The following is a 10,769-nucleotide window of genomic DNA, read 5'->3' on the forward strand; positions in this document are numbered from 1 at the left end:
ACCGGCCCGGTGAAGGAGTCACGGACATGAAGGACCTCAACAGACGAACGATTCTGGCCGGCGGAACCCTCGGAGCGTTCGGGGCCATGGGCATGATGTCCCCCGCCTACGCACGCGCCATGACCAACTGGACCTGGTCGGCGGACCAGTCCATCGCCGGTTCCGGCACCGGCATCGACCCCCTGAACGTCTGGGACCCCAAGGGCGACCCGATCGTCGCCGGCCTCCTCGATGACGGAGTGGTCCCCGAGGTCAACGAACTGCTGCGGCAGTGGACCCGCAACGACCAGGACCTGCCCTCCGGGCTCCCCGCGGAGTTGAAGAACTTCATGGAAGAGGCCCGGCAGATGCCCTCCTGGGCCGACACCGACAAGCTGGAACTGGCGGTCGAGTTCAACGAGAAGCGCGGCCTTTACCTCGGCACCCTGTACGGGCTGGCCAGCGGCATGATGTCCACCGTCATCCCGCGCGAGGCCCTGGCGGTCTACTACTCCAAGGGGGGTTCGGACATGAAGGCCCGAATCTCCAAGACCGCCAAGCTCGGCTACGACATCGGCGCCACCAACGCCTACCGGCCCGACGGCGAGATGATCGTGACCGCGGTCAAGACCCGACTGGTCCACGCCGCGGTGCGACACCTGCTCCCGCAGTCCTCCTTCTGGAAGGAGGTCGCCGACGAGGAGATCCCCATCAGCCAGGCGGACATCATGGTCACCTGGCACAGCCTGCCGACCACCGTGATGCGCATGCTGACGGACTGGGAGATCCCCATCCCGGACGACGAGTCCGATGCCTTCCTGCACTCCTGGCAGGTCAGCGCCGCCATGCTCGGGGTCGACGACGAGTACATCCCCGCTTCATGGGACGCCGCGAACTCGCAGGCCGAACAGGTGCTCGACCCGATCCTGGCCCCGACCCGCGAGGGCATCGATCTGGCCGACATCCTCCTCGACCTGGCCAAGAACGTCGACGCCGGCATCGTCAGCCGACCGATCCTGGGCGCCTTCACCCGATTCATGCTCGGTGACGAGATCGCCGAGTGGTTGGAGATCCCCAAGGAACCGATCTGGGACCGGGCGCTGGACACGTTCTGGGACCCGTTCGTCGCCGTTCGCGAGGGCGTGCTCGACCGCTTCCCCGGCACCAGCACCCTCTACTGGACCTTCGACGAGTTCCTGCGCCGAGCGATGTTGCTCTTCCTCTCCGAGCTCCAGCCGATCAGCATCGAGATCCCCACCACCAACAACCCCGACTACTGACCCCTCGCCGGGTCCGCGGCACGGTACCTCCGCGCCGTGGACCCGTGTCGCGGCGAAGCAACGAAGGAATGGCGAGATCGATTCGATGAGTCAATCCGGACAACCCCTCGCGCCCCGTCCCGGCGCGCACGTCGTCGGTAGACGCCGCTTTCTCGGATACGTGCTGGCGGGCGCCACGTTGGTCACCGCCGCGGAGCTCGTCCTACCGGAGGCGGCCGGGGCCGAGGAGGCACAGGCCGCCGACCTGACGGACATCGTCGACCTCAACGACGTGATGACGCTGGCGGCCAAGCCGACCTCGCTGCTGATCACGGTCGAGGTCCACGACGACGGCACGGTCTCGTTCGCCCTGCCACGCGCGGAGGTCGGTCAGGGCATCACCACGTCGACGGCGATGCTGATCGCCGAGGAGATGGACCTACCGCTGGACCGGGTACGGGTCACCCTGGCCGACGCCCGACCGGAACTGCTCTTCAACCAGCTCACCGGCGCCTCGAACACCACGATCTCGACCTACACCCCCATCCGGATCGCGGCCGCCGCCGCACGACTGCGGCTCATGGAGGCCGCCGCCGACGAGTTCGGCTCCGACGTGGACGCACTGACCCTGCGAGACGGCGTGATCTCCGACGAGGCCGGACACAGCGCCGACATCGGGACCCTGGCGGCCAAGGCCGCGAGCGAGACCGACGAGGAGGTGGACGTCGAACTCAAGTCGGCGCAGGCGTTCAACGTCGTCGGCACACCCCAGAACCGCGTCGACGCGCTCGACGCCGTCACCGGGCGCAAGAAGTTCGCCATGGACCTCGCCGTGGAGAACGCCCTACCGACCATGGTGTGCCGGGCACCGACCATCAACGGCACGCCCGCCTCGGTCTCCAACGCCGACGCCGTACTGGAGATGCCGGGCGTCACCGACGTCGCGAGCATCTCCACGGGTGTGGCGGTACGGGCCGAGACCTTCGGCCAGTGCATGGACGCCGTTCGGACCCTGGAGGTCTCCTGGGCCTCGGGCAGCGCCGACGGGTTGTCCGACGCGGACGTGCTCCGGGAACTGGAGGGGGCCGAGCCGCGCATGCCGTTGCCGCTGCCGGGCGTCTCCCGGATGGAGGAGAAGTTCACCTTCCACTTCCGCAACAACAGCGCCCTGGAGCCGAACTGCGCGATCGCCGACGTGCGTTCCGACAGAGCGGAGATCTGGGCGGGGCTGAAGTCGCCGATCGTCGCCCAGGGCGAGATCGCCAAGCTGCTCGGCCTGCGACAGAGCGCGGTGACCGTGCACATCACCGAGAGCGGTGGTTCGTTCGGGCGCAAGCTGTTCTTCGACGCCGCGCTGGAGGCGGCGGAGGCCTCGAAGGCGTTCGGCAAGCCGGTCAAGCTCATGTGGCACCGGGCCGACGACACCCGCCAGGGGCGCACCCAGCCGATGGCGATCTCGCGCGTACGCATCTCCCACACCCGCAACCGTGTGCTGCGCTACGACCAGCGGCACACCAGCGTCGCCACCGACCTGAGCCACGGGTTCGGCGACGTGGTGACCGCCATGGCGGCGCAGGTCCCGGGGCTGGACGGCACGTTCTCCCAGGTGTTCTTCCAGCTCTCCCAGGCGACGTCCTACGACTTCGGGCTCAGCACCCGCCTGCTCAACGAGACCAACCGGAGCTTCAACACCGGGAGCATGCGCAACGTCTACTCCCCGAACGTCCTGACCGCCCGTGAACTGATGGTCGACCGGCTCGCCCGGGAGTGGGACCGCGACCCCTACGAGTTGCGGCGCGACTTCCTGGACGACGAACGTTCCCGCGCGGTCCTGGACAAGGTCGCAGAGGTCGGCGAGTGGGGCCGGGAGATGCCCGAGAACACCGCGCAGGGCATCGCGTTCATGCACGAGTACAAGTCCGTGTGCGCGGTACTGGTCGAGATCGACTGCCGACCCGAGACCATCGAGCGCCCCATCCGCAACGGTGTGGCGGGCCCGCGCGTGACCAAGGCGGTCTGCGCCGTGGACGTGGGTCTGGCGGTCAACCCGCGCGGCCTGGAGGCACAGATGCAGGGCGGGATCATGGACGGCATCGCGCTCGCCCTGTCCTCCAGCCTGCACCTGGAAGACGGCCACTTCCTCGAAGCGAGCTGGGACAACTACTTCTACACCCGCCAGTGGAACACGCCTCCGGAGATGGAGGTCATCGTGATGCCGGCGAACGGGGAGCCCGGCGGCGCGGGCGAACTGGCCGTCGCCCCGGCCAACGCGGCCGTGGCCTGCGCGTACGGTCGGGCCACCGGCACGATGCCCACCACCTTCCCCATCAACCACGGGGAACTGTCCTTCGACCCCATCCCGACCGTGCCCCCGATCCCCGAATCCCCCACCGACGGCCTGGACGACGCGGTCTGAACCGAGGAGAACCCCCCATGCCCGAGCACACCTTCCGCCTCAACGGTGAACAGGTCACCGTTGACGTCGCCGACGACGTACGACTCCTGTGGGTACTGCGCGACGTCCTCGGTGTCACCGGCCCCAAGTACGGGTGCGGCATCAGCGTCTGCCAGGCCTGCACCAGCCACTTCAACGGCAGGGCGATCACCCCGTGCGCCGTCCCTGTCTCGGCCCTGGAGGAGTCCGACGAGATCACGACCATCGAGGGTCTGCCCGACACCGTCGGTCAAGACCTGCACCCGATGCAGGAGGCCTGGCTGGAGCAGGACGTGTCCCAGTGCGGCTACTGCCAACCGGGCCAGATCATGACGGCCGTCGCCCTGGTCCGGCGGGCCTCCGACGAGGGCCGTCAGATCACCGACGAGGACCTGGACGGCATCCGCAACATCTGCCGCTGCGGCACCTACCCGCGTATCCGGGAGGCCATCCGGAACGGCGCCGAACGCATGTGAAAGGGCCATGCGGCCCCCTCGGCGAACCCGTTCAAGTCCGGCCACGGCGGCACATCGCCCGACTGTCACGGCTGGAGGTCGACCAGTGAGGCGTTGTCCCGCCACAGGGCGTCCCTCACCCTGTCGTCGCGAGCGGGTTCCGAGGGCTCCGGCCAAGTGAGCGCATCGCGTCGAACAGCCGCGTAGTAGCACCCGGCGGGCGGGTCCACCCTCCCCAGCGCGATCGCTCCCAGGTGGGCACCGCCCGCCTCCTTACCGACGTGAACCGCTCCGGAATCGCCGGCGGGCGCGGGAAGACACGAACGTTCCCCAAGGGCGCCCGACCACCGCGCATCAGCGTGACGGCCCCGAGTCCAGCGGTTCGTCAGACCTCGCGTCGCGCCTTGTCATAGCGGGCGGCGCAGCCCGTCCAGCACGAGGGTGATGACATCGTCGGCCTCGGCCCGCCAGTCGGGGCGATCGTGGGCCGCGCCGATGCCGTGCAGTGCCATCATGATGGCGCCGGGGCCCAGGTCGTCACGGATGCCGCCGTCCGCGACGGCTGCGGTCACCAGGTCCGCGACCGCCTGTTCCAACGCCTTACCGCCTTCGGCGAGCGCACCCGAGCGGCTGGCCATGAGCGTGGCCAGCGTCCGGGCCAGGCCCTCGTGGGCACCTATGTGGTCGACCATGGCACGCAGGAAGGTCGCCAGCGCTTCCGCCGCCGGCAGCTCGCCCTGTAGTTCGCGAGCACGGGCGCACAGTGTGGCGACCTCCTTGTGGTAGACCGCCTCGGCCAGCGCCTCCCTGGTGGGGAAATGGCGGTACAGCGTGCCGGTGCCCACCCCGGCCAGACGGGCGAAGTCGTCGAAGCGCAAGTCGAAGAAGTCGCCCGCGTCGAAGACCTCCCGAGCCGTGGCGAGCAGGGCGTCGCGGTTGCGCTGGGCGTCGGCGCGCAGCGGCTTGCCTGCGGTCATGCATTGCCTCCCGTTGACAACTGGAGATCGTCTCCATATCTTCAAAGTGGAGATTGTCTCCACATAAATGATACCCCACGAGGTGTGCCATGAAGATCCTGATGTTCGGCCGAGGCGTGATCGCCACCATCTACGGCTGGGCCCTCGAACAAGCCGGGCATGACGTCGAGTTCTACGTCCGGCCGGGCCGCGCGGCGACGTACGGAGACGCTGTGGACCTCGACCTGATCGATACGCGGCGCCGGATGTGGGGGCAGCGCGTCGTCGAGAAGTGGCCGGTGCGCTACCGCGAGGCGCTGGAGCCGGACCACGACTTCGACCTGATCGTGCTCAGCGTGCCGCACCACCACATCGCGGAGGCGACGGCCTTCCTGGCCCCGCGTGTGGGCCGGGCCACGGTGCTGATCCTCGGCAACATCTGGACCGAGCCGGCGGCCGCGATCGGCGACCTCCCCGCCGACCGGATCGCCTGGGGCTTCCCCCAGGCCGGTGGCGGTTTCAGCGCGGACGGCGTGCTCCGTGGGGCGCTGCTGCCGTCGGTGGTCTTCGGCACCCTCGGCCCGCCCCCGACCGACCGAGAGCGGGCCGTTCGCCAGGCGTTTCGCCAGGCCGGGCTCCGGATCAAGGAGCGGTCCGACTTCCGCGGCTGGCTGTGGGTCCATTTCGTGTCGGATGCCGGCCTCTTCTCGCAGGGCTTGCGGCTGGGTTCCCTGTCCAAGTTGGTCGGGGCAACGGACGACCTGCGCGAAGGGTTACTGGCCGGCCGGGAGCTGCTGCCGCTCCTCCAGGCGCGTGGCGTTGACCTGCGCCAACACTGGGGCGGTGTGCTGCTGTTCCGGGCACCCACCTGGCTGACGGCCCCCGCGCTCGCCTGGCTGACCGCTCATTTCGCGCTCGCGCGCGTGAGTCTCGCGGCGCACTCCGACCCCGACGCCGAGGAGCCGCGTGCGGTCTGCAGGGACGTCCTGGCCGAGGCACGGCGGCTGGACGTCCCAGTACCACGGCTGGCAGCGGCGGAACCGCACTTCGCCCATGAGGGGACGGGTCGAGTCTGAATCCGCCGATGTTGTCGGTCCCGGTGGTCCGTTGCGGCTCCTCGGCCCGCCACATCCCAGAGCCGAATCCGATCGCACCAGTCGGTCGGCTGCCGTTCACACATGGCTTTGGCAGTCCAATCCCTATCGCCTGTCCGTGACGTCGTGGAAGGAAGAAGTCATGACCACCACCGAGAAGCACGAGTTCCCCATGGCCCGTACGTGCCCGTTCGCGCCGCCGCCGGCGTACCAGGAGATCCGCGAAGAAGAACCGGTCTCACGGGTTCGCCTGCCCGACGGGGGGTGGGCCTGGGTGGTCAGCCGCCACGAAGACGTGCGAAACGTGTTGAACGACCGACGGTTCAGCGCCCATCGGCAGCATCCGGATTTCCCAGCACTGGTCGAGGGCAAGGCGGTGTCCCGGCGGCCGGACGCGGAGCGCATGCTGCTCGAAATGGACGCGCCCGAGCACGGGCCGGCGCGCAAGGCCGTGCTCGGCGAGTTCACGGTGCGCCGGTTGGAAGCGCTGCGGCCGCGGATCCAGCAGATCGTCGACGGGCAGATCGACGCGCTGCTGGCCGGCCCGCACCCCGGTGACCTGGTGAAATCGCTATCGCTGCCGGTCCCGTCCCTGGTGATCTGCGAGATGCTGGGGGTGCCCTACGCCGACCATGAGTTCTTCCAGGGCCTCACGGTGAAGGTGATCAAGCAGTCGACGCCGCCCGAGGAACGGGGTGCGGCCATGGGGGCCATCCAGGGCTACATGGCCGACCTCGTCGCGGAGAAGGAACTGAACCCGCCGGACGATCTACTCGGGCGCCAGATCGTCAAGCTGCGCGCGGACGGCACCTACCGGCGGTCGGCATTGACCGGCATGGGCCTCCTGCTACTCGTGGCCGGCCACGACACGACGGCGAACATGATCTCGTTGTCGACCGTGGCGTTCCTGCGCAACCCGGAGCAGCTCGCGAAGATCAGGACCGATCCAGGCAAAACGCTCAACGCGGTCGACGAGATGCTTCGGTACTTCACGATCATCGACGCGGCGACAGCCCGGCTGTGCATCGAGGACATCGAGATCGGCGGGCAGCTCATCAAAGCCGGGGAAGGCGTGCTGGCACTCTCCTATGCGGCCAACCGTGACCCGAGGGCGTTCGAGAACCCGGACGAGCTCGACATCGAACGGCACGCGCGCCAACACGTCGCGTTCGGGTTCGGACCCCACCAGTGCCTGGGACAGAACCTGGCCCGAATGGAACTCCAAATCGTGTTCGACACACTGTTCCGCCGTGTCCCCACGCTGCGGTTGGCGAGAGACGTCGACGAACTGCCGTTCAAGGACGACGCGAACATCTTCGGCCTCTACCAGCTCCCGGTCACCTGGTAGAGGCCGCCCCACCCACCACCTCAGGAGATGAGGACCATGAAGATCATCGCGGACACCGACAGGTGCGTCGGCGCCGGACAGTGCGTGCTCACTGAGCCCGAGCTGTTCGACCAGAGCGAGGACGACGCCACGGTCATCGTGCTGGACGAGACACCGAGGAGTGAGCTGATCGAGAAGGCCCGCGAAGCGGTGCACCTGTGTCCTGGCCAGGCCCTCTCACTGGAAGCGTCGCCCAACCGAGGCTGACCTTACGGTCCGATACGACGTGGGCCGACACCCCGTCGGAGAAACAGAGAGGGGCCCACCTCGCGGTGGACCCCTCTCCTACTGCGTCGGGACGGCGGGATTTGAACCCACGACCCCTTGACCCCCAGTCAAGTGCGCTACCAAACTGCGCTACGTCCCGTCCGTTGACCAGCGCCTGCGGCGTTGCCAACAGGGAAAACCATACCGTATCGGGAGAGGTGTTCGGACCGGGATCCCCGCTGGGCGGCCGGTCCGGTTCAGGGAACCAATCCTTCGAGGACCTGTGATCGTTCGTCCTCGCTCAGGAGGACCACCGCGCCGGGTGTCGGCATGAGGATCGGTTCGCTCGATACCGTGCCGATCTGACGATCGTCCTGGAGCACGTTCCCCTCGCCCCAGGTGGTCGTCTCTCCGAACGGGACCGCTTGGACGACGACTTCGATGTCGTCGGCGTGCAGGCCGTGGGTCCTGGTGATCACCAGTGCGTCGTCGAGGACGACGATCTTGTCGGAACCGATGTGGACGCTCAGGTGGGTCTCCGTCAGCACGGCGGTGTCGGTGATCTCGCCCGAAGCGTCGGCACGGTGGAAGGTGTACTCCAATCGGTCGGTGTCGAAGGCGACGACGCTTCCCCGTGGATCCGCGTGGACCACGCCCTGGAAGTCGTCGGCTTCGGTCCCATCCGGGAGGGTGACGAGTTCGTTCCCGGTCGCCGGGTCCAGGACGACGGTGCGTCCCTGCGGCCCATCGTCCACCACGATCGGGCTCCCCGCCCACGTGGTGGGGGTCTTGGTGGGTCTGGGGCCATTACCTTCGGCGGACGCGTCCCACTCGGTGCGCCAGACTTCGGTCCTCGATCTCGGGTCGACGGCCACGACCGTGTCGGTGCCCGGGTCTTCAGGGCAGCCGAAAACACCGACCAGCAGCCGATCATGAACCATGTGCTGCGAGACCACGCACTCCTGGGGCAGGTCCAGGGACTCGGCCACCAGTTCGCGGCCGTGCTCTCGCACCCCACCACCAGGGGGGACGACGGCGTCGGAGTCCTCTTCGGCGATTTCTCCGGTCTCCGCGTCGAGCGCCACCGTCTGGAGGAGGCCCTCACCGCCGTCGTCGGTGCCGACCTGGTGCCGTACGTGCACATGGCCCTCGTCGACCCACACGTCGCGGACCGGATCGTAGGGGCGCCGGTAGGACCACAGTTCCTCACCATCGGTCCCGTCCAGGGCCACGGCGCCGTCGCGGAGCAGGACGAGGGGCCCGTGGCCGCCCGGGAGCACCTCGGTGACCTCGGCGCCCATGGGCGGCCGCCACTCCCAGCCCACCCGGGCGACGTTCGCCGGGACCTGGGAGGGGTCGGGGAGGTCGCCGGCCACCTGTCGGGGGACCCAGGGCAGAAGAACGGTACCGACCAGTGTCCCGGTAAGGGCCACGGCCAGCGAGCCCGCTCCGGCGGCGGGCAGGGCGTGGAGCCAGGGCCGGGGTTCGGGCCGACTCAGTCCGAGGAGCAGGAGCGAGCAGCCCAGGCCGACCGCGCAGGCGGCCACCCACAGGTGCACCTCGGGGGGAGAGGGCGAGAAGGTCCCCGCGTCGCGTGTGGTGGCTTCGAAGGAGTCCCGGGGGAAGGTCGGCCAGGCCACCAGTAGCCCGACCACGGCCAGGGGGACCATCCGGAACGGGTAGCGCTTCTCGGAATCCTCCCGCCGGTCCACGACGAGGAAGAGGGCGAGGACCCCGACCAGCACTGAGAGCATCCACCAGGAACCTCCGCCGAAGGCCTCCCCGCCGTAGACCACGGCCACGATGACGAGCCACAGCAGGGCGCCGGCCACCGACCCAGCCCCGCACCAGGTCAGGGCGTTCCGCAACACCCCGGGGTTCTTCTCTTGAGTCACTGTTCCGTTCCGTTCATCGAGGGTCGTGCGCCGATGAGTGGGCGTGGCCGTCGGCGGCGAGGCAGGAGGGGGCCAGGGCCGGGTCGAGGAAGGGACCACTCGGGGAGAGTCCTTCGGCCACGTGTTTCGGTGGGCCCGGAACCCCACTCCCTACGACGAAGGCCACATTCCGCCACGAAAAGCTAGCAGCCTCCCTGGTCTGGCCTCCCACCGGCGCCGGCCGGTTCCGGCCAGACGTGAAACGCTTTCATGTTCATGACGGGCTCGGCGGGGTCCGGCGAACGGGACCGGGCAGGAGGGCGACGCGCGGGTGGACATCGTCCCATCACCGACCGTCACCGAACGGGGTTCGGTACGAGCCGAACCGGTGATCCTACCCATCCGGCCCCGGCCCTCTCTTCTCCGGGGCGATCGGGGGCGCCCACCACCCATTGCCCCAGCGCACCGGGTGTTCTTCAATGAGTGCGCCCCCGTACCCCCGAAAGGACCCGCACGCATGCCCTCCCTCAACAGGCGTGGATTCCTCCTGACCACCTCCGCCGGGGTCGGCGGCGCCCTCGCTCTGGGCGCCTACCCCACCTCGGCCTCCGCCCACGAAAGCCTCATGCGCCAGCCCCTGGACCGGGTCGTGGCCCCGGAGGGGGCCACCCTCGCCGAGGTCGGTACCGCTGTCGGTGACGGCTACAAGCTGCTGACCTCCGGGCCCGGTTGGCCCATCGAGGTCCGCGAGGACCTCGTGGCCGCCCAGAGCGACCGCGACGACCGGCGCACCCCGCTGGCCGCCTTCGTCCAGTTCACCGACCTGCACTTGACTTCCTCCCCACGGCTAAAGCCGGGGGATTCCCACCAGCGATAACGCCGGTCGGCGCGCTGTCCCTCGCGGGGGCGCTGGTTCCTGCTTCACAGACCGGGTAACCCCCGAGGTCTCCGCAGGCTGACACCGCATGCCCTGCGGCGTAAAGGATGTTCTTGGCCGCGTTCACATCGGCGTGGTCGGTGTGTGCGCAGGAGGTGCACACGAACTCGGCTTGGCTCTTGCGCGAGTGGGCGTCCACCACCTTGCACCGATAACACGTCTGCGAGGTGTAAGCGGGGTCGACCAG

10 protein-coding genes and 1 tRNA gene are annotated in these 10,769 nt (G+C 68.8%); 7 read left to right on the forward strand and 4 right to left on the reverse strand.

The features are described from left to right. Positions 1–26 precede the first annotated feature (26 nt). The 3 genes from ABZ717_RS24050 to ABZ717_RS24060 all read left to right on the forward strand — a co-directional run bounded on the left by ABZ717_RS24050 (position 27) and on the right by ABZ717_RS24060 (position 4,148). Positions 27–1,259: an oxygenase MpaB family protein gene (locus tag ABZ717_RS24050; protein ID WP_358514253.1), complete on the forward strand. Its 1,233-nt coding sequence runs from the start codon at positions 27–29 to the stop codon at positions 1,257–1,259. A gap of 85 nt (positions 1,260–1,344) precedes the next feature. Then, positions 1,345–3,654 carry a molybdopterin cofactor-binding domain-containing protein gene (locus ABZ717_RS24055; protein WP_358514254.1) on the forward strand — a complete coding sequence of 770 codons (2,310 nt, stop codon included), beginning with the start codon at positions 1,345–1,347 and terminating at the stop codon, positions 3,652–3,654. Positions 3,655–3,671: 17 nt separating this feature from the next. Continuing rightward, positions 3,672–4,148: a (2Fe-2S)-binding protein gene (locus ABZ717_RS24060; protein WP_358514255.1), complete on the forward strand. Its 477-nt coding sequence runs from the start codon at positions 3,672–3,674 to the stop codon at positions 4,146–4,148. Positions 4,149–4,534: 386 nt separating this feature from the next. On the opposite strand, the gene ABZ717_RS24065 is transcribed toward ABZ717_RS24060, so the two are convergent. Then, positions 4,535–5,104 (reverse strand): TetR/AcrR family transcriptional regulator, encoded by a 570-nt coding sequence (locus ABZ717_RS24065; protein WP_358514256.1) that lies wholly within the window; start codon positions 5,102–5,104, stop codon positions 4,535–4,537. Positions 5,105–5,205: 101 nt separating this feature from the next. On the opposite strand from ABZ717_RS24065, the gene ABZ717_RS24070 reads away from it, so the two are divergent. From ABZ717_RS24070 to ABZ717_RS24080, 3 genes are all read left to right on the forward strand, one after another. Continuing rightward, positions 5,206–6,159, forward strand: a complete 954-nt coding sequence (locus ABZ717_RS24070; RefSeq protein WP_358514257.1) for a 2-dehydropantoate 2-reductase N-terminal domain-containing protein — start codon at positions 5,206–5,208, stop codon at positions 6,157–6,159. Between the two features lie 160 nt (positions 6,160–6,319). Continuing rightward, entirely contained in the window at positions 6,320–7,525 is a 1,206-nt protein-coding gene (locus ABZ717_RS24075) for a cytochrome P450 (protein ID WP_358514258.1), read from the forward strand. A 36-nt stretch (positions 7,526–7,561) separates the two neighbouring features. After that, entirely contained in the window at positions 7,562–7,771 is a 210-nt protein-coding gene (locus tag ABZ717_RS24080; RefSeq protein WP_358514259.1) for a ferredoxin, read from the forward strand. Between the two features lie 86 nt (positions 7,772–7,857). Here the strand turns inward: ABZ717_RS24080 and ABZ717_RS24085 are convergent. Beyond that, positions 7,858–7,931, reverse strand: a tRNA-Pro gene (locus ABZ717_RS24085). A 97-nt stretch (positions 7,932–8,028) separates the two neighbouring features. Next, a complete protein-coding gene (locus ABZ717_RS24090) occupies positions 8,029–9,666 on the reverse strand; it encodes a PQQ-binding-like beta-propeller repeat protein (RefSeq protein WP_358514261.1) in 1,638 nt (545 codons plus the stop codon). A gap of 496 nt (positions 9,667–10,162) precedes the next feature. Here ABZ717_RS24090 and ABZ717_RS24095 point away from each other — a divergent pair, with 496 nt between their 5' ends. Beyond that, positions 10,163–10,522 carry a hypothetical protein gene (locus tag ABZ717_RS24095; RefSeq protein ID WP_358514263.1) on the forward strand — a complete coding sequence of 120 codons (360 nt, stop codon included), beginning with the start codon at positions 10,163–10,165 and terminating at the stop codon, positions 10,520–10,522. Here ABZ717_RS24095 and ABZ717_RS24100 read toward each other — a convergent pair. Continuing rightward, positions 10,461–10,724, reverse strand: a complete 264-nt coding sequence (locus ABZ717_RS24100) for a zinc ribbon domain-containing protein (RefSeq protein ID WP_358514265.1) — start codon at positions 10,722–10,724, stop codon at positions 10,461–10,463. The genes ABZ717_RS24095 and ABZ717_RS24100 overlap by 62 nt on opposite strands. Positions 10,725–10,769 lie beyond the last annotated feature (45 nt).

Origin of the sequence: Nocardiopsis sp. NPDC006832, from assembly GCF_040635885.1 — a bacterium.
In the GTDB taxonomy this organism is placed as follows: domain Bacteria; phylum Actinomycetota; class Actinomycetes; order Streptosporangiales; family Streptosporangiaceae; genus Nocardiopsis.

Coding starts and splice junctions, on each gene's coding strand:
- ABZ717_RS24050 (WP_358514253.1), top strand. CDS start 27: ATGAAGGACCTCAACAGACGAACGATTCTGGCCGGCGGAACCCTCGGA.
- ABZ717_RS24055 (WP_358514254.1), top strand. CDS start 1,345: ATGAGTCAATCCGGACAACCCCTCGCGCCCCGTCCCGGCGCGCACGTC.
- ABZ717_RS24060 (WP_358514255.1), top strand. CDS start 3,672: ATGCCCGAGCACACCTTCCGCCTCAACGGTGAACAGGTCACCGTTGAC.
- ABZ717_RS24065 (WP_358514256.1), bottom strand. CDS start 5,104: ATGACCGCAGGCAAGCCGCTGCGCGCCGACGCCCAGCGCAACCGCGAC.
- ABZ717_RS24070 (WP_358514257.1), top strand. CDS start 5,206: ATGTTCGGCCGAGGCGTGATCGCCACCATCTACGGCTGGGCCCTCGAA.
- ABZ717_RS24075 (WP_358514258.1), top strand. CDS start 6,320: ATGACCACCACCGAGAAGCACGAGTTCCCCATGGCCCGTACGTGCCCG.
- ABZ717_RS24080 (WP_358514259.1), top strand. CDS start 7,562: ATGAAGATCATCGCGGACACCGACAGGTGCGTCGGCGCCGGACAGTGC.
- ABZ717_RS24095 (WP_358514263.1), top strand. CDS start 10,163: ATGCCCTCCCTCAACAGGCGTGGATTCCTCCTGACCACCTCCGCCGGG.